The organism is Candidatus Nanosynbacter sp. TM7-053, assembly GCF_022828375.1.
In the GTDB taxonomy this organism is placed as follows: domain Bacteria; phylum Patescibacteriota; class Saccharimonadia; order Saccharimonadales; family Saccharimonadaceae; genus Nanosynbacter.
Genome location: NZ_JAJQJX010000001.1, coordinates 268,656 through 295,581 on the forward strand (window position 1 = coordinate 268,656; position 26,926 = coordinate 295,581).

30 protein-coding genes are annotated in these 26,926 nt (G+C 43.4%); all 30 read right to left on the reverse strand.

Translation table 11 applies throughout. From position 1 onward, the window contains the following. Position 1: 1 nt before the first annotated feature. Complete coding sequence (locus tag LRM50_RS01485) at positions 2-880, reverse strand: ParB/RepB/Spo0J family partition protein (RefSeq protein WP_243809594.1); 879 nt, start codon at positions 878-880, stop codon at positions 2-4. Beyond that, on the reverse strand, positions 877-1,641 hold the full coding sequence (locus tag LRM50_RS01490; protein WP_129632346.1) for a ParA family protein: 765 nt from the start codon (positions 1,639-1,641) through the stop codon (positions 877-879). The genes LRM50_RS01485 and LRM50_RS01490 overlap by 4 nt, the downstream gene beginning before the upstream one ends. 94 nt (positions 1,642-1,735) lie before the next feature. Continuing rightward, on the reverse strand, positions 1,736-2,041 hold the full coding sequence (gene rplU, locus LRM50_RS01495) for a 50S ribosomal protein L21 (RefSeq protein ID WP_129632343.1): 306 nt from the start codon (positions 2,039-2,041) through the stop codon (positions 1,736-1,738). 69 nt (positions 2,042-2,110) lie between these two features. Then, the gene (locus tag LRM50_RS01500) at positions 2,111-2,938 is read right to left on the reverse strand and encodes a sugar phosphate nucleotidyltransferase (RefSeq protein WP_243809595.1); all 828 of its coding nucleotides are present in this window, start codon (positions 2,936-2,938) and stop codon (positions 2,111-2,113) included. 8 nt (positions 2,939-2,946) lie between these two features. After that, a complete protein-coding gene (locus LRM50_RS01505; RefSeq protein WP_243809596.1) occupies positions 2,947-4,296 on the reverse strand; it encodes a TIM44-like domain-containing protein in 1,350 nt (449 codons plus the stop codon). A gap of 14 nt (positions 4,297-4,310) precedes the next feature. After that, entirely contained in the window at positions 4,311-4,502 is a 192-nt protein-coding gene (locus LRM50_RS01510) for an acyl-CoA reductase (RefSeq protein ID WP_243809597.1), read from the reverse strand. Positions 4,503-4,626: 124 nt separating this feature from the next. Beyond that, positions 4,627-5,361, reverse strand: a complete 735-nt coding sequence (locus LRM50_RS01515; protein ID WP_243809598.1) for a hypothetical protein — start codon at positions 5,359-5,361, stop codon at positions 4,627-4,629. An 87-nt stretch (positions 5,362-5,448) separates the two neighbouring features. Beyond that, positions 5,449-8,358, reverse strand: coding sequence for an isoleucine--tRNA ligase (ileS, locus tag LRM50_RS01520; RefSeq protein ID WP_243809599.1), 2,910 nt, complete (start codon positions 8,356-8,358; stop codon positions 5,449-5,451). Beyond that, positions 8,358-9,545, reverse strand: coding sequence for an HNH endonuclease family protein (locus LRM50_RS01525; protein WP_243809600.1), 1,188 nt, complete (start codon positions 9,543-9,545; stop codon positions 8,358-8,360). The genes ileS and LRM50_RS01525 overlap by 1 nt, the downstream gene beginning before the upstream one ends. Further along, complete coding sequence (locus LRM50_RS01530; protein ID WP_243809601.1) at positions 9,542-9,997, reverse strand: hypothetical protein; 456 nt, start codon at positions 9,995-9,997, stop codon at positions 9,542-9,544. The genes LRM50_RS01525 and LRM50_RS01530 overlap by 4 nt, the downstream gene beginning before the upstream one ends. After that, entirely contained in the window at positions 9,994-11,145 is a 1,152-nt protein-coding gene (locus tag LRM50_RS01535) for an adenine-specific methyltransferase EcoRI family protein (protein WP_243809602.1), read from the reverse strand. The genes LRM50_RS01530 and LRM50_RS01535 overlap by 4 nt, the downstream gene beginning before the upstream one ends. A 287-nt stretch (positions 11,146-11,432) precedes the next feature. Next, positions 11,433-12,119 carry a LiaF transmembrane domain-containing protein gene (locus tag LRM50_RS01540; RefSeq protein ID WP_243809603.1) on the reverse strand — a complete coding sequence of 229 codons (687 nt, stop codon included), beginning with the start codon at positions 12,117-12,119 and terminating at the stop codon, positions 11,433-11,435. A gap of 29 nt (positions 12,120-12,148) precedes the next feature. Further along, positions 12,149-13,138 (reverse strand): WxL protein peptidoglycan domain-containing protein, encoded by a 990-nt coding sequence (locus LRM50_RS01545; protein ID WP_243809604.1) that lies wholly within the window; start codon positions 13,136-13,138, stop codon positions 12,149-12,151. 99 nt (positions 13,139-13,237) lie between these two features. Next, positions 13,238-13,882, reverse strand: a complete 645-nt coding sequence (locus LRM50_RS01550) for a hypothetical protein (RefSeq protein WP_243809605.1) — start codon at positions 13,880-13,882, stop codon at positions 13,238-13,240. Positions 13,883-13,932: 50 nt separating this feature from the next. Then, positions 13,933-14,628, reverse strand: coding sequence for an LPXTG cell wall anchor domain-containing protein (locus LRM50_RS01555; RefSeq protein ID WP_243809606.1), 696 nt, complete (start codon positions 14,626-14,628; stop codon positions 13,933-13,935). A gap of 8 nt (positions 14,629-14,636) precedes the next feature. Continuing rightward, a complete protein-coding gene (locus LRM50_RS01560) occupies positions 14,637-17,063 on the reverse strand; it encodes an RCC1 domain-containing protein (protein WP_243809607.1) in 2,427 nt (808 codons plus the stop codon). 72 nt (positions 17,064-17,135) lie between these two features. Continuing rightward, positions 17,136-17,744 (reverse strand): vitamin K epoxide reductase family protein, encoded by a 609-nt coding sequence (locus LRM50_RS01565; RefSeq protein WP_243809608.1) that lies wholly within the window; start codon positions 17,742-17,744, stop codon positions 17,136-17,138. After that, positions 17,737-17,994, reverse strand: a complete 258-nt coding sequence (locus LRM50_RS01570) for a hypothetical protein (RefSeq protein WP_129744170.1) — start codon at positions 17,992-17,994, stop codon at positions 17,737-17,739. Before LRM50_RS01570 ends, LRM50_RS01565 begins: the two co-directional genes overlap by 8 nt. After that, positions 17,994-18,449 carry a transcriptional regulator NrdR gene (gene nrdR / locus LRM50_RS01575; RefSeq protein ID WP_243809609.1) on the reverse strand — a complete coding sequence of 152 codons (456 nt, stop codon included), beginning with the start codon at positions 18,447-18,449 and terminating at the stop codon, positions 17,994-17,996. The genes LRM50_RS01570 and nrdR overlap by 1 nt, the downstream gene beginning before the upstream one ends. A gap of 5 nt (positions 18,450-18,454) precedes the next feature. Continuing rightward, a complete protein-coding gene (gene ftsZ / locus LRM50_RS01580; protein ID WP_243809610.1) occupies positions 18,455-19,648 on the reverse strand; it encodes a cell division protein FtsZ in 1,194 nt (397 codons plus the stop codon). A 37-nt stretch (positions 19,649-19,685) separates the two neighbouring features. Next, the gene (ftsA, locus tag LRM50_RS01585) at positions 19,686-20,912 is read right to left on the reverse strand and encodes a cell division protein FtsA (RefSeq protein WP_243809611.1); all 1,227 of its coding nucleotides are present in this window, start codon (positions 20,910-20,912) and stop codon (positions 19,686-19,688) included. 47 nt (positions 20,913-20,959) lie between these two features. After that, positions 20,960-21,727 carry a type I methionyl aminopeptidase gene (map, locus tag LRM50_RS01590; protein ID WP_243809612.1) on the reverse strand — a complete coding sequence of 256 codons (768 nt, stop codon included), beginning with the start codon at positions 21,725-21,727 and terminating at the stop codon, positions 20,960-20,962. Beyond that, the gene (locus LRM50_RS01595) at positions 21,724-22,281 is read right to left on the reverse strand and encodes an adenylate kinase family protein (RefSeq protein WP_243809613.1); all 558 of its coding nucleotides are present in this window, start codon (positions 22,279-22,281) and stop codon (positions 21,724-21,726) included. The genes map and LRM50_RS01595 overlap by 4 nt, the downstream gene beginning before the upstream one ends. Before the next feature lie 9 nt (positions 22,282-22,290). Beyond that, positions 22,291-22,749 (reverse strand): GatB/YqeY domain-containing protein, encoded by a 459-nt coding sequence (locus tag LRM50_RS01600; protein ID WP_243809614.1) that lies wholly within the window; start codon positions 22,747-22,749, stop codon positions 22,291-22,293. Next, entirely contained in the window at positions 22,749-22,964 is a 216-nt protein-coding gene (locus tag LRM50_RS01605; protein ID WP_039326918.1) for a 30S ribosomal protein S21, read from the reverse strand. The genes LRM50_RS01600 and LRM50_RS01605 overlap by 1 nt, the downstream gene beginning before the upstream one ends. A 43-nt stretch (positions 22,965-23,007) precedes the next feature. Next, positions 23,008-23,352 carry a hypothetical protein gene (locus LRM50_RS01610; RefSeq protein WP_243809615.1) on the reverse strand — a complete coding sequence of 115 codons (345 nt, stop codon included), beginning with the start codon at positions 23,350-23,352 and terminating at the stop codon, positions 23,008-23,010. Next, positions 23,336-23,602, reverse strand: coding sequence for a hypothetical protein (locus LRM50_RS01615; protein WP_243809616.1), 267 nt, complete (start codon positions 23,600-23,602; stop codon positions 23,336-23,338). The genes LRM50_RS01610 and LRM50_RS01615 overlap by 17 nt, the downstream gene beginning before the upstream one ends. 122 nt (positions 23,603-23,724) lie before the next feature. Beyond that, a complete protein-coding gene (locus LRM50_RS01620; RefSeq protein WP_243809617.1) occupies positions 23,725-24,864 on the reverse strand; it encodes an alpha/beta hydrolase in 1,140 nt (379 codons plus the stop codon). Positions 24,865-24,940: 76 nt separating this feature from the next. Continuing rightward, on the reverse strand, positions 24,941-26,569 hold the full coding sequence (gene recJ / locus LRM50_RS01625) for a single-stranded-DNA-specific exonuclease RecJ (RefSeq protein ID WP_243809618.1): 1,629 nt from the start codon (positions 26,567-26,569) through the stop codon (positions 24,941-24,943). Further along, a complete protein-coding gene (locus tag LRM50_RS01630; RefSeq protein ID WP_129632285.1) occupies positions 26,569-26,871 on the reverse strand; it encodes a helix-turn-helix domain-containing protein in 303 nt (100 codons plus the stop codon). The genes recJ and LRM50_RS01630 overlap by 1 nt, the downstream gene beginning before the upstream one ends. Positions 26,872-26,926 lie beyond the last annotated feature (55 nt).

The following is a 26,926-nucleotide window of genomic DNA, read 5'->3' on the forward strand; positions in this document are numbered from 1 at the left end:
ATTATTTTTCGAGCAATTCTCTTATTCGTTCGAATTCAAGATTATCCTTAAACTTGATACTAATCTGACCGGCTCCACGGCCGTTTGTACGGATCTTTACCCCTGTTCCAAATCGCTTTGAAAGACTTTCAACAGCGTCTGCATGAGGCATATCTGCTGGGCGGCGTTTATTCTCGATTGGACTAGCCTTCGCTTGTCTCCACAAAGTAACAACTTGCTCAATCCGTCGCGCTGACCACTCCTCGCGAATAGCTCGCTCCATAATATCTTCCGCAGCGTCATCAGGCAAACCGATTAGAGGCCTTGCCTGCCCTTCATTTAATCGCCCCTCAAACAACGCCTGCTGCACAGACTTCGGCAATTTCAGTAGCCTCAACGTATTACTGACCGCACTTATAGATTTGCCACCCAAACGCTTGCCAATTTCCTCCAGTGTCATATTGAATTGGTCGCGCAATTTTTGATAAGCAGTCGCAGTTTCAAGCGCATTCAAATCATGTCGTTGCAAGTTTTCAATCAAAGAAGTCTCCAGGCGATTTTGATCGCTCATACTCCTGACGATACACGGCACCTCTGTTAAATTCGCCCTATTCGCCGCACGCCAACGTCGCTCGCCCGCCACTATCAGATACTTATCGCCTTTTGGCGTCACAACAATCGGCTGAACCACACCATGCTCGCGCACCGATTCCGTCAACTCGTTCAAAGCGTTCTCATCAAAAAAGCGACGCGGCTGATCTGGATCTGGGACAACTTGATCAATAGCAATGTCTCTCAAATGAGAAACTTTCACATCCTGTTGTGCTGTCGGATCGAACATTTCATCAATTAAGTTAGTCGGGATCAATGACCCAAAACCTCTACCTAAACCTTTTTTCATCGTTCCACCCTCTCTATAATTTCTTTCGTTAGCGCCTTATAAGCCCGAGAACCTTTTGAAAAACGATCATACGCTCCAACTGGCGCGCCATGACTAGGAGCTTCAGCCAGGCGAATATTTCGCGGAATGCTATTCTTGAAAATCTTATCTGGAAAATACTTTTTAACCTCAGCATGAACTTGCCCGGATAATGTAGTCCTGGAGTCCATCATCGTCAGTAAAACACCCAATAATTCCAGAGGTGGATTAAGCCCCTTCTTTATCAACTTCATACTTTCCAAAAGCTGCCCCAGTCCCTCCAGAGCGTAAAATTCTGCCTGAACCGGAAGCAATACATAATTAGCGGCAATCATACCGTTGACCGTCAACAAACTCAAGCTCGGCGGGCTATCAATAATAATATAGTCGTAATCCGTCGCCTTCTGTAAAGCCTCCCGCAAGCGAACAAACCTTCCCTGCGCCTGCGCCAATTCCACTTCCGTATTCGCCAAATGAGGTGTAGCTGGAGCGATCGATAAGTTTTTATATTCCGTCGGCAATATGATATTCGCCAGGTCAATTTGTCGCATAATCACCTCTGATATTGTTGCTCCCAAATTCTGCTTATCTATTCCAAGTCCACTGGTGGCATTACCCTGCGGATCAAAATCCACCAACAATGTTTTCTTGCCAGCTTTTGCCAAAAAATATGCTACGTTAATTGACGTCGTTGTTTTGCCGACGCCACCTTTTTGATTTGTCACCGCAATGATTTTTGTCATTCGTTCCCCTTTTTACCTGCCTTAATTATAGCATGAGCAGAACATAAATAACAGACATCAAAAAACCGCTTCCTTTACGAAAGCGGCTCTTAGACTATTTGATTGACGTAATTTCAATCTTTGTGTACTTCTGGCGATGACCAGTTTCTTTGTGTACGCGCTTCTTACTCTTGTAGCGGATAACGCGAAGCTTATCGCCTTTAACTTCCGCTTCTACGACCTTAGCCTTAACGCTAGAGCCTTTTACGGTTGGCGTACCAACCTTGATTTTATCACCATCAATCACTAAAAGTGCGTCGAGAGTGAGTTCTTTTGTGCCTTCAGGGAGGAGATCCACCAAGAGGGACTCTTTTTCGCTGACAAGATATTGTTTGCCAGAGATTTTTACGACTGCTTTCATTTCGTTCCTTAATTATTATGAATTAACTCTAATAATTCTATCAAAAACTAGCAATAAAATCAAGTACAGTTAGCAAGTAACGTTTTTCGCCATAGCATTATTCGCCTTCAGCCAACCGCTCGGCGATCCGCATTCCATATATTCGCCCTTAGCTTCGCCAACAACAATCACGCCGCCACCATCGATGTACGCATTAATCGCGTCTGTTAACTCAAACTCGCCTCTCTTAGGGTTCGCCGGCAAAGTTCGCGCCAACTCGAAAATCTCTTTGTTCAAGACGTAAAAACTTGAATTACTGAGGTTACTTGGAGCTTCTTCCAATTTTGGCTTTTCAATTATTCGCACAAAATTGCCCCGATCATCAGTTTCAATAATCCCTGTTTGCGGAATAAATTCCTCTTCGACAGGATTACCCAATAGCCCAGCCGACAATCCGCGCGACTCCACTAACTCCGCCAAATCTGCCGCGTTTGAGCCACCGTCATCACGCCAAAAGAATTGATCGCCCATAATCACAAAGGCCGACTCGCCCTGTTCGATAAATTCGCTCGCCAGACCAACTGGAATGCTTGTTCCGTAGCCACCAGTTCCCGGCTGAGTTAAAAAATGTATTCGGACGTCGCTAAGTGGAGCCACCAGAGGTAATTTATCTTCTTTTCCCGCTCGACGTAAATAATCGTTCAATTGAATATTCGATCGATAATAGCTCTGCACCTGCGTACTCTGTTCACCCACCACAAAGTAAATATCCTTTACGCCCGCTCGCACGACATCTTGCACGATATAATCAATCACTGGACGAGTACCGACCGGCAACATACACTTTTCGATAGATTTGGTAATCGGCAGCATCCGCGTACCCCAACCAGCGACCGGAATAATAGCTTTAGTAATCATAGTACCTCCTACGTTTTTAGCTCTTTGTGAGCCCTTCTTAAAATCTCCAACATTTCTGCATAGCGTTTTTCATCAGAAGAAACCCGGGCATATAAAATAACTATATTGTCCATCACTTCAATATTAGCTTTTATATCCTGGTCATACAGCCACGCCATAAAACTAGGATTTAATAACTCAAAGCTCGCCGCCTGATCTTCGTTTGTGGCAAAAATGGTATAGCGTTTATTAAAATCACCCCACTCCATTTCAATTTTCTTGTAGCCAATTGGCGATATTATTCGCTTCCTAAAAATGCTATTATCATCCCTGTCGACCAAAATTCCACCGTAAGATTTAGGCAGCATAATCTGACCAATAAGGTAATTAACTTCATCCTTATTTTTACCTTCATCTGTAAATCCATTGCCGTTTTTAAGCACACAAGTATAAAGCTGAACAAGAATACCACCATCCCAAATACCAATAACGTGATTATTTACATCAGCAGAGTTAAAATAGCGCGGCAAAAATAAGTTACCACCCTTCGGAAGAAGTAGCCTACCCCAATCCAGACTAAAATACATGCCGTTATCTTCGGCAAACTTGTTGAGTGAACCAATCAACGTACCTACATCTTCAGTCGGCTGATTTATGCCCTCTAATTTCCATTCGTTACCTTCACGAACAAAGTTCCACTTCTCTGCAAATTCTTCGTTAGTGCTTCGGATTTTCTTACCTGTAGCAACCTCCTCTAGCCTATCGTCTGCTTCCACCAAAAATGCTACACTCACCCGATCGCTTTGATTATTAGCATCGTCATGCGCGTCAGCAAAAATAGCCTCATTTATCCGCACGTTATCGACGATATTCCTACGACCCATTTGACGCAAAGCCTGCATTACTAGTCCAATGTGATTTGAATATCTCTGTGTCGTGTACTTACGAATTGACTCATAATCTAAGTTACTCCAATCATACTGAAACCTCTCAAAAACTTGCTTGGCGTAATTAGTAATGCTATCTGGCTGCCACAACGAATCAGTAGAGGAGGCTTGGCGAACTGCATTCGTAGCCGCCTCACTATTTTGGCGAAATAATTTGAGCTTATCAACAAATACAGAGATAGCAGCCCCCACGAAAGTAGAAATAACTGCGCATATGAACCACATTAAATCGGCTAAATACAGTAAACTAAAAACTAGTCCAACAGCAACACCCACCAAGAAGCCTGCTATTTTCGATCTAGTCTTCCTTTTTACAAAGCCTGCCACACCGCCCGATACAGCTGCGGGCAGCATCAAAATTAAGGACCCTCCAGAAGAGCCCGACCCTCCTCCGCCAGCTCGAGCAAAAAAAGTAAAAAACTCAATTAACATGAGCTAATTATACACTATTGTCTGTCAAAATCTCCATCCGCACGAGACCAAAACTTGCGAATATCCTCTATATCGTCGGCATCCAGACGAATCGCCTGCGGCTCCCGCTGCTCTTTAATAATTTCTTCAGCAAGTCCATCCGCCAGCGGATCAATTGGCGAAAACCCTATTTTACTACCGAATAATTTGTTGAATAAATTTTGCATAACTTTTTTATTTTTATCAATTAATAATCATATATTAGCATAAGTACAGTTAAAAGTCAATAGAATATCCTCCCCATGAAGAGGAGGATATTTTTTACTGAAATTCTTATGAGAATCTACAAAATTACGATCGCTTAATAATCGCAGCACCGCCAGCGGTAATTGCCGTAATAGCAGCGACAATAACTGAGTATACACTCGCGCCAGTTTCAGCTAAAGTCTCAGTAGGCTTATCTTCTTTGCGTGGAGAAGCTGGAACTGAGGTTGATTCTACTAGAACTGGAGTAGTCGCTGCATTAACGTTTTCTGATTCAGTTGAAGCTTCAGGATTTACTGGATTTGCTGGAGTAGCTGGATCTGGATTAGCAGGGGCTTCCGGCAAACTTTCTGGGTTTTTCAATGTTGCCGATGTCTGGCTCAACTTCACAGCCTTTGTCAGATTGCCACCAACAGTCAATGCGACAGTTTGGCGCAATGAGTTGTCGTAATTACCTTCTTTGTCGAACCAGTATGTGTCAATTGAAATAGGAGTGCCATATGGGATTGGACTGGGAGAACTTGGGTAATGCTTCTTCACCAAATCCTCAATTGACAACTCACCGCCTTGCATCAATTCTTGACGAATAGCGCTTCTTAATTGAATCTTATTCGCGCCGCTAGTTATTACAAATCGATAGTGGTCGTTAGCGGTACCTTCAAATTTAATTGTATTTTTCTCACCCTTATATTGAGCGGTGGAAACTGTTATTTTTGGTGCAGCCGGCGGAGTAGTCTCTAGCGCAGACGCGGTTACATTGCCGAATATCACGCCAACAGTAGCCAACGCAGCGATAGCTCCAACCTTAATTAAGTTAGTCATAGCTTATCCTTTCAAATTATTATGCTATGAACTTGTTATACTAGCTGCCCTTGACTTTTGCAAGCATAGACGTTATAACTTGGTTTTTTACGCCTTTTTCAGGGAAATTTCTACCAATTTACCCTCAATTTTGGCGTCATATTTTTCCGATTCACCAGTCGCAGAATTCAACTCCACAGCAAGAGTCTCAGCTTTAATAACATCAGCGAAAGCATCAACAGCTTGAGATATTTCAGAATCGTCACTAGAAATACTCAATACAATTCGATCATCTATCTGCAGACCAGCTTGCTTGCGCGCGCTTTGGACGTGGCGAACGATTTCACGCATCAAACCTTCGCGCTTTAGCTCAGGAGTGATTGTTAAGTCATAAACAACGCTCGGTTGCGCCGACTCGGACTCTGAATCTGTAGCAATTTCAACCGATTTCACGTTCAATTCATCCTTGACAATATCAATCAAGAACTGCGCAACTTCCGTCGGCGTATCCTGAGAAATAGTATTGATAAGTTTCACAGACGCCAACGGCTGACGCACCTTAATTCCCTCCGATGCGCGCTTCGACAAGCCGTCATTTACCGCAGTACGCAACGCGTTCATGTCGCGTAGCATTGAATTATCTATTTCACCAGCCGGCAGCCAATCCTTAAGATGAATCGACTCGTTATCGCCCGTCAAATTATGGTACAATTCTTCCGCTAAGAATGGCGCAAACGGCGCTAGCATATAACTGAGTCGCACCAAAACATAATGGAGCGTGCGGTAAGCGTCATTTTTATCGCTATCATCTTCAGATTTCCAGAAGCGGCGGCGACTGCGTCGGACGTACCAGTTACTTGCGTCGTCTAAGAATGGCAAAATCGGCTTGGTCGCGTCCTGCAAATTATAGTTATTAAGACCTCGCTCGACCTCTGTTATTAATTGATGCAACCTCGACACAATCCAAATATCCAACGGATTTGTTAAATCATGAAGCGGATCTGACAAATCGCCATTAAACTCCCAGCCGTCAACTTCAGCATACATCGTGAAGAAATCGTACATATTCCAGATCATACCAAGCTTACGCGCTACATCCATCACATCCTTATCCGCCAAGGCAAAGTTTTCGCCGTTTGTCAGCGGGCTTGAAAGCATCAAGAATCGGAAGCTGTCGGCCGAAGTCTTATTCATCAATTCCATCGGATCGGTATAATTCTTTAGCTTCTTACTCATTTTTTTACCGTCGGCAGCATTGATAAATCCAGTACAAATCAAATTCTTCCACGGAGATTTACCAAACAAAGCCACGTTTACCGCCGTTAAGCTATAAAACCAACCACGAGTTTGGTCAATCGCCTCAATGATAAAGTCAGCCGGAAAACTTGCTTCAAATTTTTCCTTGTTCTCAAATGGATAATGGAATTGAGCGAATGGCATCGAGCCAGACTCAAACCAACAGTCCAAAACCTTACCGATGTGATGCATTTCTGCGCCGTCACACTCAAACGTAACGTCCATAACTTGCGGCAAATGATAATCATCCAACTTGCGACCCGTAACTTCTTCAAATTCCGCAAAGCTTCCAATCACCTTCACCACTTCCGTACCGTCATTTTTTACACCCTTCCACACTGGAATTGGTGTTGCCCAGTAACGATCGCGGCTCAAATTCCAATCCGGCGCCTGCTCGATGATGTTATGGAATCGTCCAGTCCTCAGATTGTCTGGCGTCCAACTTGTCTGCTCGTTCGCCTCCAGCATTTCCTTTTTCTGGCTCTGAATATCCATAAACCAACTTGGGTGAGCACGGTACATCAATTTCGTGCCACATCGATGACAATGCGGATATTCGTGGCGAATATATTCAATTTTCAGCGCCCGACCTTCTTCTAATAAAGTCTTCGCTATCTCTTTATTTACTTCCCAAATATTGCGGCCCAGCCATCTACCTTCTGTATAATTTCCATCACCATCAACCAACGATAGTACTGGAACGTCATTTTTTCGGCACAATTCATAATCGTCCTCACCGTAAGCTGGCGCAATATGAACAATTCCCGTACCATCATCAGTTGTCACAAAATCGGCGTGAAGAATCTTATGCGCAGCCGGCCCACGATTTTCAAACAAAGGCTCAAATCGCTTGCCTACCAATTCAGAACCTTTAATCGTCTTAACAATCGAATATTCCAGCGGCTGGTGTTTTTCATCCGTCATGACTTTCTCAACACGATCGCTTGCAACGTAAAACTTTTTATCGCCATACGCCACCAAAGAATAATCGACATCCTGATTCACCGCTAAGACCATATTTGCCGGCAAAGTCCACGGCGTCGTCGTCCACGCAAGCAAATATTCGTCCTCATCCTCCAGCTTAAAGTAAACGAACAAACTCGGGTCAGTGTCTATTTGATAACTATTTTCCATAGCCACTTCACTCTTAGAAATTGGCGTCGCGTCTTTCGTGCAATAGACCAAAATCTTTTCGCCTTCGTAGATTTTACCCTCTTCATAAAGTCTCTTAAACGCCCACCAAACAGATTCCATGTAATTATTATCCATGGTTTTATAAGCGCCCTTAAACTCGACCCAACGACCAATTCGCTCAATCGTGTCTTCCCACTCGGTGCCAGTTCGCACCATAGCCGCTCGACATTCCTTGACATAATCCGAAACGCTAATTTTTGTGCCAATCTCTTTTTTATTAGAAATGCCTAGCGTTTTTTCTACGTAAACTTCTGCTGGCAGTCCGTGACAATCCCAACCCCAACGGCGCTCAACTCGCTGACCTTTCATCGTGTGGAATCGCCCCATCGTATCCTTCACTGTACTGACCAACAAGTGTCCGTGGTGTGGTGTTCCCGTCAAAAACGGAGGACCGTCATAAAAAACCCAAGAATTATCAGCAGGACGCTGTGCGACCGACTTGTTAAATGTGTCATCCTCTTTCCATCGCTGCACCCAATCTTTCTCATATTCTGCAGCTCGACGACGTGTTCCGTGTTTGAATTTCATTACTTATTTCCTTTCGCTCTATTATGTGATTTACATAGCATTTCGCAATTATCTATTGAGGTCGCACCGCCTCTACTCCAAGCACTAACGTGATCAGCGTCCATTTCATTTAGCTTCCATATTTTAGCCTTGTTAGCATCGTGACCTATTGCACAATAAGAACAGTTTGACACACCTTTTTCTTCCGCAGTTTCGGTCTGCTTTTTATAAACAGTTTGTTTAGTTGCATCGTCAAACACTCTAACCTCAAGCAATTTCGTATCACCAAGATCACCTTTCTGTCCAGAATACAGCCCCAAAACATACTCAAAGATCCCCTTACGATTTTTTACAAATGGGTCGCCATACAACTCACTGACTTTTGCGGAAACTTGGTCAGAATCATAAGAAAACTTGTGGTATTCCTCATATAGCCTTCCCCATTCCAAACCGCGCATTTCTTTCTCAACTTGATTAAAAGTATTTGATACCCAGTTTAGCACCGTATCAAAATAAGTCTTCGCTTCTGCAATAGAATCATCAAATCTATGCTGCGACATATATTCTGAGACCGTCATCTTCTTTGCATCCGCAATCCATTCCAGTGCCACATGCCAAAAGTCTTGCCGCTTAGCGTCACCATTGATATATGCACTCCACATAGCGATCATCGCATTACCGGAATTTGAGAAAGTCTCCTTACCTAATGTCACAAAAGGTCCAGAATAAATAGCATTCAGCAATTCCTGCTCATTAAGCGGTACACCAACAATGTTAATCGTCTTAAACCACTCCTTGATTTCACTCTCTGTCCCTTCACATTCATACACCAAAAGCTCTGTTTCTAATATTTTCTGGCGCAAATCATGCGGTAAAGAATCAAAATGCGTCTGATTGCCATTGCGCACAATTGAGAAGCGCCCTTCAATGAACCGACCAATCGAGGTAATTCGTTGCTGCCCGTCCAAAACCTCCAAATTACCATCCTCTAATTTATTAAAATATATTAAACCAATTGGGTAACCTTTTAATATTGATTCAATAACCGCCACGTCCTTCTTACCGTCGGCATAAATGTAATTACGCTGATATTCTGGTTGAATCGTCAGCTTACCGCTCAAACCAAACAGACCCTTCCCTTCAAACTCATTATAGGTAAAGCCTTTAGTGACCTCGGCAATAGTGTATTTTTTTAGATTAGCAATCATTTCTTCTCCTTTTTATCATTTTCATTATTGTAAATAGACGCCAAACCAGTAATAGAAACACCCAAAGTAAAGAAAGCTACTATAGCAAATGCTATCCAGCCCAAAACTGAAAGTATAATACAAGAATTGTTAGCCAAAAGTAGAGATGCATAAGAAAGACCTCCCTCTACTATTGCGACTACAATTACCACTGCTACGTTTGAATAGTTAAGTTTACGAGTAAGTATATCTTTGAACCTCCCCGTTTCAATATCAAGTATATCTTGGATATTATGTTTTGCGCTTGAACCATCCTCTAGTCTTCCATAAACTTCAGATAAATCCATAATCCTCTTTATTTTCTTAGCATTTGCGTCGTTTTCCTTGAATAGCTTGAAAAACGAAAGTATAAGTGAACCGACCGCCACAACTGAGCTAATCACAGCAGGAGAAGCTACCTCGGAAAAATTCATTTCTCTATTCCTTTCTTATGTCTAATCAGTATCCTGAAATATGGCGTTTTCCCGTCAACAGCTAAGTCTTTTTCGTCGTTGCCATGCCTAAATTTAATAATCTCAAACTGATCTGGATTATATTTATCTAAGAAAGTAATCGGTACACCCATAGCGCCATCATAATCATTAGGTATCGCCTGAACTAATGGAACTTCAATTGCATCATAGTTATCATATTTCTTATAAGCAAGCTCCGATTTTATTATAGAGTTATTAAATTTTTTATTTTGCTCCATTGACATTAGCTCTAACGGTTGGTGACGCTTGCCATGATCAATATTTGCAAACCAACACACACCAGCAACTCGATTTATCTTCCTGCCATCTGGACCCTTCTTTTCAAATTTATAAGTTTTTGCATGAATAAAATCATCAGGCACAAAAAAGAACATTCCTTGATTAAATCCAGTTACCCCTAACCACATTTTATTCTCTTTAATTTTTGGGAAAATTTCCTTGTAAGTAATGGCGTTCATATTGCCAATAATCAAAAACTTCTTATCGTACTCAAACAGCTGTGCCACATATTCACGAAATAATGAGAACGGTGGGTTGGTCACTACAATGTCGGCTTGTTTTAGCAGCTCAACACATTCTTTTGAGCGAAAATCGCCCGGCGGGAAATCATCATCACCTTTCAATGATCGACCACCACCATTAGCCTGAATAATTTTTTTAATATCCTCTAGGTCGTATATTCCGTCACCATTTTCGTCAGACACCTCAGTAATTTCAATCACCCGACCTTTTGTCTTACCATCTTCAGTTGTCATATTAGTCTGCGGTGCAGATTTCTTAACTAGCGAAATCTCTTTATCCGGCATATCTGGCAAAAGTGAACTTTGTAGCTCAGTTCCCGCTACTGGCGAGTTGAAATAACTGGTAGCAATCAGCTTTTTGATGCCATAAGTATTGAATTTATTGGCAAAAAATTTGAAAAAGTTACTCTCGTACGGGTCATCACAATTAAGATACACGACCTTGCCACGGAACACGTCCGGGTTGTAGTCAATATACGCTTGAACTTCCTTTTGGATGTCTTCGTACTGCGTATAGAACTCATCATTACGAGCTTTCTTTGCTGATGTGAGATTATTATTCGCCACTATTATTTGTGCCTTTTCTTAATTTTAATATAAAAATCACCTCTTTTGACTTCGAGAATCCGCTTAGGTGTTTTATGCGGACGGTACCATCTCGATTCCAAAAGAAGTGATTCTTTCAGCTCTTTATTTGCTATTTACGCAAGCTCACGGCAGGTTCTAATCTCGACTTTATGCCAATTTCTTCCCGCAGACTTCACGGCTGATAACCGCTCATTTCACGCCAATTCAACATACGCGAAAACGCCCTACTGTTATTGTAGCGCGTTTTCATCAAAATCCCAAGAACTTTATTTAATTTCCAGACCGCCCAAAATACACTCGCCCTTAAGATATAGAGTCTTTTTGGCAGAATCTTTAGGTAGAGTTTTGTCATCAGTTCCGCCCAAAAATCCGCGCACTTCATTCTCGATAATCACATCGTCTGGCAAAGTAATATTAACGCCACCGCAAAATGTAAAAACTTCAATCACAGAACCGTCTTTAATCTTTGCTTGACGCAAATCTAAATCCACACCACCAAATATCGCAACCAGCGAACCGCCAGTATAATCACCTTTTACGGCGTCTTCTTCACCCCAAAAACAAGCAATTTTCTCATTACCTGCGCCGTCTTTGTTCAGCTTTTTAGAACGCTTAACACCCTTAGGGCTAGTATTGAACATCATTGCCAAACCAGCAGCAATCAAAACTACAGGCCAAAACACCTTCCAAATACTAACGTCAACTATTCCGTAAGAATTGAAGCCAATCAGAACGCCAATCGCAACCAGCAATAATCCCCAAATCCACGCCGTTTTATTTCGATAATTGAATATATTCACTAGCCCAGACAACACAAATCCTGCAGCCCAAACCGTACCCCAGAAAATATCCCAGCTAATGTTGATAATATCGAGGTTCTTCAATAGTAAAACCCCGCCGAGCGCCACGACTACAATGCTCAAAAACGCTCTAATCAGAGAACTTTTCTTCATACATCTATTCTATCACTTTTTTTATAAACTCAACGTTTTTTAAATTGAACAGTTTTTTTGTTCCGTTTTGATTTTATTACAATTATCACTATCAAAATAATGAACAAAAGTATTCCACCGCCAATCATCATTAACGCTGTAGTTGATGGCCAGAAGAACAATTCTTTTGATTCGGCGGTTTTGGTGATTAGCTCATTTTGGTCCTGACTAATTCCCCACTCGCCAGCCTTCTTTTTATAAGAAATCGACAATTCTACCTTATATTTTCCTCCCCAAAACGGCGCCAAATTGCTATCATAATTAAACTGCCGCGTTTCATTAGCAATCATCGCATTTACGCCACCGTTTTTATAGACAACATTTCCCATCGGGTCTTTCACAACCAACTTTACGTCAACATCAGCGGACACATTGCCAGAATTTTTTAAGGCAATTTCATACAATTGACTACTGTTAGAATTCTTAACATTAAACTTCTCAATCGTCACGTCACGGTGAATATCGCCAGGAACAGTTATCGCCATACGGATAGCCTGACGAGTCTGAACTTGAATGCCGCCAGCATTATTTGACGCCTGCTTAGCCTTCCGCTGAACAACCATACATGCATTATGCTCGCCAACATCTGCTTTGCTTGGAACATTTACCGTAAAATCAACAAGCGTGTTCTCGTTCGCGCCAAGAGTCACCTCTTTCTTAGAGATAGAAACCCATTTACCCGCGCCAACTTTGTCCTCTGACTTCTCTTTGCAAGTCATATCACCGGTCGTCGTAACTGTGCCGTCAACCGAATAAACTTCAATCGTTTCTTCTTTATCAGACCCGTTTTGAACATACAATTGGTCAGATTTCGAAGCGCCACCAGAAAGATTATAGATGAAAATTGAGCTTGTCCTGGGATTATTCGGATCAGGATTTGCTGGTCGACCGCCAATGCCATTAGCAGACACCGACGCAGACAAAATCAGCCCTGCAATCATCGCCACTCCAATAACTTTACTCCACAACGAATTCTTCATATCCCTCCTTAAAAACCTATTATGCTTATTATATCAATGTCGCACATAAAAGAATAGACACTCATTAGAATGTCTATTCTCGCTCAATAATTTAGTCTGCTAAAGAGCCGTAATCGTTTGAACCATTGGCAATACGTATGTACCTGCTGCCTGACCAGCTGGGATGGTTTGGGCTAATGAGGTATTAGTTATATATCCAGCCCATACTTTACTAGCGGTTGCTGAAGCACTCATTAGTGTTACGGGACTAGTACCAGAAAAGGTCGTAGAAGTACCCTTGGTAATACCTGCAGCTGCACCAATTACAGGGGTAACTGTACCGCCAGCTGGATTAACTGTTAGGCGACCTTCGTTAATGGTTCCGTTGTATTTATACTGCTTTCCGCCGCCAGCAGACCAAACGCCAGTTCCCGGGGTCGCTACGTTTAGTGTCAACGTCCAGCCATTATCTGCGGCACCTGGGTTTTCTGCATAGATTCGATTATTATTATCTCCAAAAACACCAATTCCCGACCCCAATGAGGATGACACTGTCGTAGCGCCCATAGCGAATGTTGGATTATTAACTAAGGAATTCGTTGAATCACGGATATCAGTACTCAAAACTCCAGGATTAATTGTCTGAGAGAGTTTAGAGTTAGCAGTAGTTGCGGCATTAGCTACAGAAGAGTTTGTCATATTATACAATCCCAATAGACCAACTACGCCTACGCTCGCAACGATCAACAACGTTAACTTTTTCATTTTTTCTCCTTACTTAATTTATTACATTATAACTTATTATGCTTATTTTTTCATTCATCCCTCTTTTTCTGTTTTTTAACAATAAATAACATAATGAACGCCGCAACAATTACACCAATACCAGCAGCCATAATCATCCATAAATTAATTCCCGTATTAGCCAAAGCCTTACTTATCTCTTTAACAATCTTTGGAATAACAATAACATCTTCAATGGTCTTTTTCGGAGTCGTAAATGAAAAATCAGCAATCCGCACTACTTCTGGGGATGTTGCATTATCCTTCAGCTTAGTCGTAACACGACCGTTATAGGTATGTTCTGGAACTGGCGGCATAAAATTATCACCCGGATGATTATTCTGCCAATTTGAAAAATCCAACACCCATATATTTCCGTTAACTTTAAGCTCGCTATCCCGTCCCAAAACAAAAGTCCGACCATTAAACTCAACCTTCAAATCGTGCTGACCTGTCGCGGGATTAGCTATTGTATGTACCGCATCATAAACACCATATACCAACAAATCTTTCCCACTTACCAAATCAAATTTAGAGAATTTTGGCAGAAAAATCGGACAAATTGACTCATTCATATGGCTACCATTTTCCAGAGAATCATGAGTACAATCAGTAATCACCTGTGACAAATTAGAATTAGCCGACGAATCCGCAAAAGCCGAATAAGGACTACTCAAAGTAGCTAGTAGTGTTATGACGATGAATAATTTTTTTACTCTATTTTTCATACCCAACCTTATTGCGCTGTTACCGTTAATGTCATTGGTAGTTCATAAGTTCCTGGTTTTTGATATGCTGGAATAGTCTGGTTTAATCGAACATTCTGTAGCAAAAATGCACATCCCAATTGACCAGTTGATCCACTGCTGCTCATCAATGTAACGCCGTTAGCCGTAGCAGTCCCCACCTTAAATTGAGAATCAACACCCTTTGATATTCCTGATGTTTGGCAAGTTGAACCGCTCAATGAATTGCCCGAAGCTAAGACAGATGATGTCCCAAAATTAACAGACAGAAATCCCTGATCACCATTAGTGCCGTTGAACATATACGATTCTGTGCCGCCAGTTCGCTTCCACTTGGCGGTCACACCGTCAGATGCCGACAGCACAACGCTCCACCCAGAGCTGGTCTGTGTATTCGTAACTTCAATTTGCTTCGAGCTTGAGTTAGATAAGAGGGCGTTGGTAGTTACACTACTGCTACCAATAATGGAATTATCAAAATTCGTGACAGGATTCGCGACCGTAGCGCCAGCATTATCCCTAAACCGAATGTCTAACAATCCAGGAGCGGTCTTAAATTCTGGATACATTGTGTAGTTATCAATACTGGACCCAGGAGCAGCAACTGTATCAGTTGCTACACGGACACAATAACTTTCATTCCTGTCGAGCCCTTTATCAACAAGCGCCAAATCCCACACACCCACTTCGCCAGCAGATATTTTTTGTGCATTCGTGAACGTGCCAGCCGCCCCGCTTTTTCTCACCAGACTTTGAGGTCGAGAAGCGGTAGCCCCTGCCGGCAATTCTGGGTCAGACGAATTACTATTGATATTAGTGCCGTCAGCGGGACCGCTCGCAGAATAAGCGAGCTTTGACGCCCCAGTCACGACTTGCCAATCTGAACTACTTACCGCCGAACAAGTTGCCGCGCTGCCCTTTTTTGCATATTCGACACGCAGCTTCATTGACGAGGATTCAACGGTTCCCCCTGGAGGCGCTATTAACGTAGGGCGCGTGACATTACCTCCCGTCTGACCATTTCCTATCCGCCCACTATCATTGCTGCCCCAACAGTATAATTCACCATTCGTGCGCAAGGCACATAAATACTCATCAGACATATGCATAGATGTTTCGCCAGAACCCGTAAATGGAACGTTCACTTTTACAGGAGCGGGCAAAAATCCTGTAGTAGACCCATTGCCCATTTGACCCTTAGAATTATCTCCCCAACAATAAATTTCATTACTACTCAAAACCATACAAGTAGTGAATTTACCAGCGTAGACCTTTTTAACAGTCTTTCCTCCAGAAAGGATACTACTGCCAAAAGGAACTCTTCCGGCAATATTTCTATAGCCCATCGCTGTAACACCCAACTGAGATTTATTATTTCGCCCCCAGCAATATACTTCTTGACCGCCAGAAATAACAGCACAAGCGTGCGATTCGCCTACAGCAATCGATTCAACTACCTTACCGTCAAGTCCGCGGACTCTAGTTGGAACCCTAGATACGTTATTAACAGATCCCACCCCAGTTCTTCCGACACTATTATCACCCCAACAAAATACCGACCCCTGAACCGTTACTGCACAAGTGAACGATTCTCCTGCAACAATCTGCTTACCAGTCTCCCCTCCAAGCTCATCTTCTCTGACTTCGTGCGGATATAGTGATTTTAGCAACGTATAGCGACCACCCTGACCTCTTGCCCCTTCACCCCAGCAGTACATCTTGCCAGACAAACTAATTGCGCAAGTATGATCATACCCCACAGTGATCTGAGAAAAATCAAGACCTCCTCCGATATTAGCCTTAACCTCGGACGGAACCTTAGAGTCGCTACTACCTCCATTACCCAGTCTTCCACCAGCACCATATCCCCAGCAGTAAGCTTTATTATCCGAATCAATTGCACAAGTATGGTAAGTACCTATAGTAACTTGTTTAATAGATTTTCCATTAAGAACACCTTGCGTATACACGGCCTTTGGAACTTTTGAAGAGCTATACTCATTATTTCCAAGCTGACCCATAACACCACTTCCCCAACAATAGACACTATCATCTGACATAATAGCACAGTTGTGTCTTGATGATGTCGCAGATTCAGCTAATTTCTTAAAAGACACACCCTTACTTTGTAGACCAACCCTCAATCGAAAATCAGCGCCTATTTTTGGTAACGTGGCGACGGTGTTGGTATTTGCCAGCGGACTACCTGGATTAATACCACTGGATGCTTCATATAATCGATAAGAAACCTGACTGACTTCAGACCGACCATTAGCACCAGGAATAGCTGCACGACTTTGCTGAGAACTCAAAAACATGAATCCTAAGGCTGCGCTAACGACAATAAAACTGCCAAGGGCAAAAAATCTCTTGGCTTTACGGTCTTTTATTATGGATAGCGATCTATTATGCTTCATGGTGGTAGTATAAATTAAGGATAAATATACATCATAAATATACCATAAGCACTTTACATAAAGCAAGCAAAACTAGAACAATTGGCTGCCGAATTTGGCGATTATCGCGACAATTACCGCAACGACCAGCGCTACTACAACAAGCACATCATATCCGCCACCAACGATCTTCTGCGCACAACGACAAGAGATATTTTTCTGTAGAACATTATAGCGCGTCAAACCGAACATAATCATCAGCATTCCAAGATCTAAGGTCAAGCACCACGGACAAAGCACGCCAATTTCGACGTAGCTCATATAAAACATCCAAATAGCAAATATCATTCCGATGATAGCACCGACTTGCGCCGCCTGCATAAACCACTTCGAGAACTTTGCTCCCGCCAGCAACGCCACTGCAATTGTCACCATAACAGGCAAAGTCATCACACCGATGAAACTGTTTGGAAATCCTAAAATAGCCGCTGACCAGTGATTCGCCACCGCCGAACAGCTCAGAGCCGAGCTAAAATCGCAACTTAATACAGCGTGAGAGTTTTTTGCTAATTCCAAGGCTTCAATAGACAATACAAATGATGCCAATAACCCTAATCCACTACCGACGAGCATTATAAACGCCGCCAAATTTTGCTTTTTCAAATTTTCGTGGAATAACCAGTTTTTGATTTTACTAAACATAAAAACTCACTTCGCTAATTGTTGGTAGCGGCAAACCACGCCAAAGGTTTTGCAATTGACCGCTGTCGCTCAGCGCGATAATTGTTGGATACTCCACAATATCATACACTTCGCAAAAATTATTGCCTTCTGCAGAATCAGGACTCATTTCCTCTAAAACACGACCAGTTTGTCGGCTAAAATCACGCAAAAAGTCTGAAACTTGGCGCGCATAATCGCTTTCTGAACGATAAATCACAACTACTCGCATTACAATTCCCGCTCGCCCTTACTGCGTCGCTTCGCTAAAATCTCCACAAAATCGTCCAACGTCTTAAACTCATAAAAAACGCTAGCAAAACGAACATACGCCACTTCGTTGCGCTTTTCTAGCTCGTCCAAAACTTGATCACCAATCTGTTTTGACGTAATTTCCGATTCGCCCAACGCATATAAAGAGTCTTCAACCGCCGTAATGATATTATCGACTTCCTCGTCAGACTTAAAGAATTTTCCGACCGAACGGCGTGTAGAGTTCGCCAATTTCACTCGGTCAAATAGCTCACGATCGCCATTTTTCTTTATCACCGCTAGATTCGGTTTTTCAACTCGCTCATACGTAGTAAATCGCTTGCCATCTGGAGTTTCTCTGCGACGTCGAATTGCGGCACCGTCAGAAACTTCGCGTGATTCAATAACGCGACTATTGCCGATATTAAACACCATTTTATCTACTCCTTGTTCTTCTTTCGTCGCCTCAGAAATGCCGGCGTATCATCCTCATCATCGTCAGCTTCAACGGTTGGATTTTCCCAAATATTAGTCTCTGGCTCAGCCGCAAAACTTTCAGCAGATTCTTCCTTGTCCAACTCTAGGTCAATATTTTTAACCATTTCGTCATCAACTTCTGTCTCGGTAGGTTTTGTATCGTCACCCACAGTCAAGCTAACTTCCTGCTGGCGGAATGTATCGCTATCAAATCCTGTCGCAATCACCGTAATGACCAGCTCGTCTTCCATTTCCGGCTTCAAAGTCGCACCAAAAATAATGTTGGCATTTGGACTAACAGCGCTAGTAATAATTTCTGCGGCTTCCTGAATTTCTGCCATGCTCATGTCGTAGCCACCAGTTACATTAAATAGCACACCCTTGGCGCCATCAATCGACACCTCAATTAGAGGACTTTCAATAGCTTGTTGCGCCGCCTGAACCGCTCGGTCGTCACCACTCGCTCGTCCAATTCCCATCAAAGCTGAACCGGCATTACTCATAATCGCCTTAACGTCAGCAAAGTCAAGGTTAATCAAACCATGCTCAGTAATCAGTTCAGAAATACCCTGAACGCCCTGCCTCAAAACATCATCGGCAATCTTGAACGTTTCTAGTAGCGGCGTCCGGCGATCAATCGTCTGCAATAATCTATCATTTGGAATAGTAATCAAGGTATCAACCTCGCGTCCCAAGTGAGAAATCGCCCAATCCGCGTTAACTCGGCGCTTTTCGCCCTCAAAACTAAACGGTCGAGTTGCCACGCCAACCACCAAAATACCAAGTTCACGCGCCACTTCTGCCACAACATAACCAGCACCAGAACCAGTTCCGCCACCAGCGCCAATTGTCACAAATACCATGTCCGCGCCTTCTAGCGCTTCCCTAATTTCGTCACGAGATTCATTAGCTGCGGCCTCACCAACAGTAGGGTCGGCACCAGCACCCAAACCATTAGTTGCGTCACGACCAAGATGAATTTTTATGTCAGCCTTCGAATTATGCAACGCCTGGGCGTCCGTATTCATAGCAATGAATTGAACGCCAGTTAGGCCAGCGTCTTTCATTCGGTTAATAGCTGAACCACCAGCGCCGCCGACACCGACGACTTTTATGCTGGCAAATGTTTGAACTTCACTTGGTTGTATTTGCGGCATATATTCCCTCTCTTAATCCTTACATAGAGTATATCATTTATTTAAATCTAGCGAAAATATTTTTAAGTAAACCGCCAGCTTTTTTAGTGACATTATTTGCGCCAACTATCGGTTTCACCTGCTGCGAAATGCCCATAGAATCAATCAACATCAGACCAACCGCAGCCGAAAATTCCGCGCCTTTCACTTCATCGCTAACTCCACTATAGCCAGCCGGAACACCCAAGCGTGCCGCCACGCTCAATTGATCTTTCGTAAACTCCACCATACCCTTGACTTTCGCCGCACCGCCAACCAGCACAACGCCGCTCGGCAGTTTTCCTAGTCGCCCAGCTCGCTTCAATTCTTTAGCAATTGCTTCAAAAATCTCTTCGTATCGCGCTTGAACAATCTCGTCAATTTCTTCTTGGTTAAATTTATACGTCTGCTTTTCAACCTTCGTTTCAACTTCACCCAAAGTCTCGCCACCAAATCTCGCATGCGCCAATTTCACAACTTCCGCAATTTCCGGATCCGTCCTAAGCCCAATAGCCAAATCGTTCGTTACGTTCTGACCGCCCATTGGAATAACCGCCAGATGTTGTAAATCGCCCTCTTCATAAATAGCAATTCCCGTAGTTGCCGCGCCAAAATCAATCACTGCAACGCCATTTTCACGCTGACTTTCCGTAAGAACGGATTGAGCTGCCGCCAAAACCGACGGAACAACAGACACAGCCTCAACCTTAGCCATTTCCGCCGACTTCTGTAAATTAGTAATGTGTGGAACCAAACCAGACACGACATTCGCCCTAATTTCCAGACGCGCGCCAGTCATACCAATTGGATCTTTAATATTATCCTGACCATCCAGCCTATACGCGTGCGCAATAATATCTAAAATCTCTCTATTCTGTGGCACTTTTCCAGTTGTAGCAACTTCCTCCAGCCTTAATATATCATCATGAGTGACTTCATTGTTAACGGTTCCAACGGTAATCATTCCGTCGGCTTTTGTACTTAATAAATGAGATCCGTTAATACTCAATGTGGCTGCGTTAATCTGATGACCGCTCATTCGTTCGGCTGGCTCCAAAGCCTTATCAATAGCTTCAGCTGGACCGCTCAAATTCGTTACGGTTCCCTTTCGCATTCCGCTATTCGGCGCTTCACCGACGCCAACAATTTTTGGCGCACCATTTTCTGCGTCAATATAACCAACGACACAGCACACGTTTTTTGTGCCAATATCAATTCCTACCACATATCGAGATTGCTCCTGCATAAGCTCCATTATACAGGTTATGCCTATAATTTGGCAAGCGAATTAGCCTAAAGCTTTGTCAGAATCTCAGCGCCAGTTTCAGTAATCAATACCGTATGCTCAAAATGCGCCCCCAGGCTGCCGTCTTTCATACTAATTGTCCAGCCGTCGCTGTCGGTGATAATTTTCTCACCGCCCAAGCTCGCCATCGGTTCAATTGCAATTGTGTCGCCAGCGTGCAAAATCGGACCAGTTCCTCGCCTGCCGTAATTCGGAATTTCTGGCTCCATATGCATACTCAGCCCCACACCATGACCAACTAGTTCACGGATTATTCCAAGCTTGGCCTTCTTCAGCACAGCTTCCACTCCCGCTGAAATATCGCCAACTCGCGTTCCATCGCCAGTTATCGCGTCAATTCCCGCATATAAACTCTGTTCTGTTGCGTGCAATAAATGTTTCTTCGCGCCCTTAGGCTCCTCATCAACAACCATAGTAAAAGCGCTATCCGTTTTCATTCCACGATAGCCAATTACCAAATCAAAGCTGACCACGTCGCCCTTCTCAAAAACATATTCAGTCGGGAAAGAATGCACCAATTGCTCATTCGTCGATATACAAATCACTCCCGGGAACTTCACTTCGTCCGTAAGATAAGTCGCCTCTGCGCCAAAATCTTTAATTCGCTTGGCTACAAAATCATTAGCGTCCAGCTCACTCATTCCAGCCGTTACGGATTTTTTCAATTCATCATAAATTGTCGCAAGCATTTTGCCGCACTCGCGCATATCTTTCATCTGTTGCGGCGTTTTTTCTCCGGTGATCAATTGGCTCATTTTACACCCTCAACGATGCCGCGGCTAACCAGCTCTCTCTCAATTTCATCATGAACTTGCCCGACGGTTCCGACGCCACTCATATGAATAATTGGAACACCGTTTTCGTTCAGGTAGTCCAGAATTGGGTAAATTTCACCTCGATAAATACTAAGTCGCTTATCGATTGCTTCAGGCGTATCGTCAACTCGACCGCGAACCCTCAAACGTTCCAGAATTTCGTCACGCGGAACTTCCAACACAATCACCAACTTAACATCTTTTCCGTGATGTGAACGCGACTCAATCAGCCATTTAGCTTGCTCTAATTGTCTTGGATAGCCATCCAAAATTACACCATTAATATCCTTAGCTTTATTAAGAGCCTCGCCCATCAAACCGTTGATAGTTTCCATCGGCACCAGTTCGCCAGATTGCATGCGATGAATCAATTCGCCATCGTGAGTATCGCGCAATAACTGTCCGGCACTAAGCCAACGCCAACCATGGCGCGCTGCTAAAATTTGCCCCTGCACACTCTTACCAGCACCCGCCGGCCCAAAAAATACAATCATTTTTTCCTCCTATTTTGTGAGTTTTTCTTTAACAATTTTTGCTACCAACGCGCCATCCGCAGCATTGCCAACCTTACTTTTCACCGCGCCAATAACTTGTCCCATTTTCTGAATTGAGACATCATCCATATTCGCAATAGCTTCTTCTACAATCTTCGAGATTTCCGCCTCACCAAGTTGCTCTGGCAAAAATTCTCGTAAAATTTCCGCTTCTTTTTCTTCAGGTTCCGCCAATTCCGCACGGTCGTTCTTTCGATATAAATCCGCACTTTCGACGCGCTTTTTCACTTCTCGAGCAACGACTTTTTCAATTTCAGTATCATCCAAGCCGTTTTCTCGCTTACCCAAAGAAACTTCTTCGTTTAAGATTGCTGCCTTTAGATTACGCAAAACATCACCACGAAAACGATCGCCGCTCAATAGAGCGGCTTTCATTTCACTAGTAATGCGCTCTTTTAGCGCAGACATTAACGCACCCCTAGGCGCATTTTTGCCGTTTTTTCAGCTCGTCGCTCGCGGCGAATAATAGCTTTTTTACGACGCTCGGTCTTTGAAATTGGTTTTTCAAAACGCATAACGCTCTTAGCGCGAGCCAAAACACCGCTTTGCAAAACCCTGCGGTTGAAACGACGAATGATATTTTCGTTCGCTTCCTTCTGATCTTTACGTGTTACTTGTACCATACTGCAAACATTATAACAGATGAGAGATTATTTGCCAACTGAATTAATTTTTGTTTTCTCTATTTATAGAAACGCCGCCAATAATGTTGCTATCAGCGTCAGAGGTGATTGAGTAACGTACTGTACGATTATTATATGGATCATCCTGAACCGAAAATTCCGCAACGTATAAGCCATCCTCTTTTAAGGTTAGAGTTGCATCAGCCAAAGATGGGAAGACTTTCTGATCATAGGTGGTGGTTTTTGTTTGCACACCATCTTCAGTAACATATGCTTCAGCCGAACAGTGTACTAAGTCAAGAGCTACATTTCTGTCTAGCTCTCTCATCTGTTCTAATAAGGCGAGTCTTTCGTCAAATAGTGGATTTAACTTATCTCCCAGCCCCATAGATGTCATTATACCTTTTCTTCAGCTTTATGTATTCTGCTTTGAGCTTCGCCAAACCCTGAGGATTACCGCCAGGAAATTCTTTAGCTAATATCTCACCTTGCGTAACTGTTTTTTGCTCGAGCTCCTCGGCAGCCCGGATGGCCAACCTCCCTAAAGCAGCCCTTACAGCATCCAAAGTTGATTCTTTCTCTGGACCGCATTCATTCACAGTCGAATAACCACCAGCACTGTTTTCATAATTTGCCATATTACCAAACCTCCTAAAAAATTCTCTCACCCAAAAATATTAATACATTATAACAATACATCTACTCTACAAGTAACGCAACTATTACACCTAAGCTAAATGCAGCAATCGCCCTTCAAGTTTTAGGCGGACAAGGCGAGATCTTTAGTATCAGCGCCATACATAATCGCTAACACAGTAGGGTCGTTCATGACATTGTGAGTGTGGTTGTTTAAAATTCCATATAGTCCGACTTCAGCACTTGTCGACTTAGGCTCACCATTCACAATACCGACAATGCGAGCCATGTCACGCATATTAGTCAAATGACTACCTTCGGGTACAAATATAATAATATTGTTTCGGACATTTGGCGCGGCTTTCAATAAATCTTCTAATAAGCCATCATTACTTAAGGCGAAAGGATCAGTAAGGAATTGCTGGCGCCAACCTTGTTTCGGTGGAGCAAACTCGACACTTGACTCTCCTGAGAGTTTACCAACCTCCTCAATAACTTTAGGATCTTCTCTCTGCAAGAACTCCAAGCCCAGTTCTTTTGCGCTTGGACTCAATGATTCCTTGCCGTAACGTGTCAATTCCACGCCTTCTTTTCCTATGAAATTCCACCCCAAAGCAACAATCCCCATTTTACGCGATCCCACCGGATCGAATAGTCGTAGCTCATTAACCTTAGATTCCATGTGAGCAACTGACGACGTCGCAACACGACCACCCAAAGAATGCCCACCAACACTAACCTCGTCGAAATCTTTCGCGACATGGTCAATTACTGGACCAACATATTCCCCTAAGCTACCGTAGCTACCAGTCTTTCGTATCTCCTTACGAACAGACTCGGGCAGCATTCCAGAATTACCCACTCCTGGCATATTCATAACCATAATAGCTGTATTCGGATTCTCGCACGCCAGAACGGCAGCTTCTCGAATTGCGTTTGGATGACGGAAATTTCCTCCCCATCCATACAAAACAGCCTGAATCTTATTCGCATTTTCATTACCAAATATCGCGACTTCAAGCCCAACTCTACCCAGTCCACTAAATACACGAATATAGCGCGGATCTTTCAGTTGTTCAACAGTCTTATTCATATGGTTTGAATTGTAAGATTCCTCGGCCAAGCGACGCATATCTTCCTGCGTAGCAAGTTGTATAGTCTTTCCCTGTCTCAAGTCACTATCAATCTTGGCGACCTGTAGACCATTCTCAAAGCCATAATCTGTAGGTTTAGATGACGGCACCCAAAGTTTTTCCGATTTCACAAGAACTTCACTCCAAATAAATTTAAACTACTGGATTTATTATACAATATATATCTAAGTAACGCAACTATTGCACCTAAGCCAAATGCAGCAATCGCCCTTCAACCGACTTCATCCCCTGCCATTCATTTACAGTCGGCTGAAACCAAGCAGACACTTCGTCGCCCACCTCACGGAAAAATTCTTCCGGCGCGTTAAAAGCCAACATCTGCAACGCAACGTCATTTTTATCACGCAAGGTTAATTTCACGTGTTGCCCCTCCGCGCCCATTCTCCTCACACTTAAAACTGTCGCTTCAGTTATTTTCAATATAGGCTCCGCGTTACCATTGCCAAACGGCTCCATTTTTGCCAAATTATCAATCAGCTCCTCATCAATTTCCGAAAAATCGTCGATCTCCACGTCAGCTCTCGGCAGCAAATATAATTCCTGATTTTTCAATTGCAATGAGTCGTAAAACTCATTCACTCGTCGTCTAAAATCGTCAATTCTCTCGGTCGCCAGCGTCACACCCGCCGCTGCTCCGTGACCACCACCTTTAATAATGATGTCGTCAGCCGCACGAACCGCGTCAGCCGCGGAAAAATCGCCAAAACTTCGCGCCGAACCCGTAGCCTCATCGCCACGCTCGCCAATTATAAAAACTGGCTTCCTATATTTCTCAACCAACTTTGACGCCACGATGCCAATAACTCCGTGATTCCAATTGCCGCTATTCACCACCAAAACTCGATCATCAGTCATATTGTCCGCCTGCTGGCAAGCTTCGTCAAAAATCTCGTCCTGAATACTGCGGCGCTTAATATTCAATTCCTCCAGCTTTTCACTAGCCTCCAACGCCTCCAGTCCATCACTCGCCGTCAGCATATCCAGAGCATATTGCGCCGTTTCCAGCCTGCCCGCCGCATTCATTCGTGGACCCAGACCAAACCCCAAATGCCTAGCATTAACCTTCTCCGGCTCAATTCCCGCCACCGACATCAACGCCTTCAAACCAGGACGCCTCTGCTTTTTCAAAACTTCCAAGCCCCAATAGACATTCGCTCTATTTTCATCCGCCAGCGTAACTATATCGCAAACCGTCCCCAGCGCCACCAGATCCAATAGCCACTTCTCGTAACCATCTGGCAACCCGTCCAGTTCGGTTTGTAGAGCCTGCACCAGCTTGAACGCCACGCCCGCACCACACAAATCGCGGAACGGATATTTATGACCAGGAAACTTCGGATTAACTGCAGCAACGCTCGGCGGTGGAGTCTCAGCAACATTATGGTGATCAGTCACCACCGTATCAATCCCCAAACTCGACGCATATTCAATTTCCGCATGACACAAACTTCCTGTATCAACCGTGACAATTAAATCCGCGCCCATATTCCGCACCTTATCAACAGCACCCATCGTCATTCCATAACCCTCAACAAATCGATTCGGAATAAACGCACCAACTTCCTTAAAGCCAAACTTGCCAAACGCATCCAACAAAATTGCCGTTGCACTCAGCCCATCAATATCGTAATCACCGTAAATAACAATTTTCTCACCCTCAGTGTGCGCCTTTTTCAAGCGGTCCACCGCTTTTTTCATATCTGGCAATAAAAACGGATCATGCTTTACTGACGCGTAATTCGGATGCAAAAATTCCTCACGTGCCGCACGCGTAGTCAAGCCTCGAGCCGCTAAAATTTTTTCAAATAATGTCATTAGTCTTTATCAGCCATGCCACGCTTTGATCGCGCTGAATATTGCTGAGATTTAATCACCATACTTTGCAATTCCTTAAAAATTGGGAATTGTTTATTAGTGAAATACGTACGTGAGTTGCCCTGCTTTTCACTCTGCAAAAATCCAACCTTTTCTAGTCGCTTCAATTCTCGTTGAATATTTCCAGGATCTTCCTTAATTAGCTTTGCTAATCCGCGAACATGTGTGTGAAAATCAGGATACTTAGCGTATACTACTACAATTTTTCGCCGCACCCTAGATGTAATAAAAACGTCTAACATAACCTCCCTAACGCATCTTTCTTAATTAAAGTTTATCACAATTTTACAACACCCG

Excerpts from the sequence above, each read along its gene's own strand:
- LRM50_RS01485 (WP_243809594.1), bottom strand. The coding sequence starts at position 880 with ATGAAAAAAGGTTTAGGTAGAGGTTTTGGGTCATTGATCCCGACTAAC.
- LRM50_RS01490 (WP_129632346.1), bottom strand. The coding sequence starts at position 1,641 with ATGACAAAAATCATTGCGGTGACAAATCAAAAAGGTGGCGTCGGCAAA.
- rplU (WP_129632343.1), bottom strand. The coding sequence starts at position 2,041 with ATGAAAGCAGTCGTAAAAATCTCTGGCAAACAATATCTTGTCAGCGAA.
- LRM50_RS01500 (WP_243809595.1), bottom strand. The coding sequence starts at position 2,938 with ATGATTACTAAAGCTATTATTCCGGTCGCTGGTTGGGGTACGCGGATG.
- LRM50_RS01505 (WP_243809596.1), bottom strand. The coding sequence starts at position 4,296 with ATGTTAATTGAGTTTTTTACTTTTTTTGCTCGAGCTGGCGGAGGAGGG.
- LRM50_RS01510 (WP_243809597.1), bottom strand. The coding sequence starts at position 4,502 with ATGCAAAATTTATTCAACAAATTATTCGGTAGTAAAATAGGGTTTTCG.
- LRM50_RS01515 (WP_243809598.1), bottom strand. The coding sequence starts at position 5,361 with ATGACTAACTTAATTAAGGTTGGAGCTATCGCTGCGTTGGCTACTGTT.
- ileS (WP_243809599.1), bottom strand. The coding sequence starts at position 8,358 with ATGAAATTCAAACACGGAACACGTCGTCGAGCTGCAGAATATGAGAAA.
- LRM50_RS01525 (WP_243809600.1), bottom strand. The coding sequence starts at position 9,545 with ATGATTGCTAATCTAAAAAAATACACTATTGCCGAGGTCACTAAAGGC.
- LRM50_RS01530 (WP_243809601.1), bottom strand. The coding sequence starts at position 9,997 with ATGAATTTTTCCGAGGTAGCTTCTCCTGCTGTGATTAGCTCAGTTGTG.
- LRM50_RS01540 (WP_243809603.1), bottom strand. The coding sequence starts at position 12,119 with ATGAAGAAAAGTTCTCTGATTAGAGCGTTTTTGAGCATTGTAGTCGTG.
- LRM50_RS01545 (WP_243809604.1), bottom strand. The coding sequence starts at position 13,138 with ATGAAGAATTCGTTGTGGAGTAAAGTTATTGGAGTGGCGATGATTGCA.
- LRM50_RS01550 (WP_243809605.1), bottom strand. The coding sequence starts at position 13,882 with ATGAAAAAGTTAACGTTGTTGATCGTTGCGAGCGTAGGCGTAGTTGGT.
- LRM50_RS01555 (WP_243809606.1), bottom strand. The coding sequence starts at position 14,628 with ATGAAAAATAGAGTAAAAAAATTATTCATCGTCATAACACTACTAGCT.
- LRM50_RS01560 (WP_243809607.1), bottom strand. The coding sequence starts at position 17,063 with ATGAAGCATAATAGATCGCTATCCATAATAAAAGACCGTAAAGCCAAG.
- LRM50_RS01565 (WP_243809608.1), bottom strand. The coding sequence starts at position 17,744 with ATGTTTAGTAAAATCAAAAACTGGTTATTCCACGAAAATTTGAAAAAG.
- LRM50_RS01570 (WP_129744170.1), bottom strand. The coding sequence starts at position 17,994 with ATGCGAGTAGTTGTGATTTATCGTTCAGAAAGCGATTATGCGCGCCAA.
- nrdR (WP_243809609.1), bottom strand. The coding sequence starts at position 18,449 with ATGGTGTTTAATATCGGCAATAGTCGCGTTATTGAATCACGCGAAGTT.
- ftsZ (WP_243809610.1), bottom strand. The coding sequence starts at position 19,648 with ATGCCGCAAATACAACCAAGTGAAGTTCAAACATTTGCCAGCATAAAA.
- ftsA (WP_243809611.1), bottom strand. The coding sequence starts at position 20,912 with ATGCAGGAGCAATCTCGATATGTGGTAGGAATTGATATTGGCACAAAA.
- map (WP_243809612.1), bottom strand. The coding sequence starts at position 21,727 with ATGAGCCAATTGATCACCGGAGAAAAAACGCCGCAACAGATGAAAGAT.
- LRM50_RS01595 (WP_243809613.1), bottom strand. The coding sequence starts at position 22,281 with ATGATTGTATTTTTTGGGCCGGCGGGTGCTGGTAAGAGTGTGCAGGGG.
- LRM50_RS01600 (WP_243809614.1), bottom strand. The coding sequence starts at position 22,749 with ATGTCTGCGCTAAAAGAGCGCATTACTAGTGAAATGAAAGCCGCTCTA.
- LRM50_RS01605 (WP_039326918.1), bottom strand. The coding sequence starts at position 22,964 with ATGGTACAAGTAACACGTAAAGATCAGAAGGAAGCGAACGAAAATATC.
- LRM50_RS01610 (WP_243809615.1), bottom strand. The coding sequence starts at position 23,352 with ATGGGGCTGGGAGATAAGTTAAATCCACTATTTGACGAAAGACTCGCC.
- LRM50_RS01615 (WP_243809616.1), bottom strand. The coding sequence starts at position 23,602 with ATGGCAAATTATGAAAACAGTGCTGGTGGTTATTCGACTGTGAATGAA.
- recJ (WP_243809618.1), bottom strand. The coding sequence starts at position 26,569 with ATGACATTATTTGAAAAAATTTTAGCGGCTCGAGGCTTGACTACGCGT.
- LRM50_RS01630 (WP_129632285.1), bottom strand. The coding sequence starts at position 26,871 with ATGTTAGACGTTTTTATTACATCTAGGGTGCGGCGAAAAATTGTAGTA.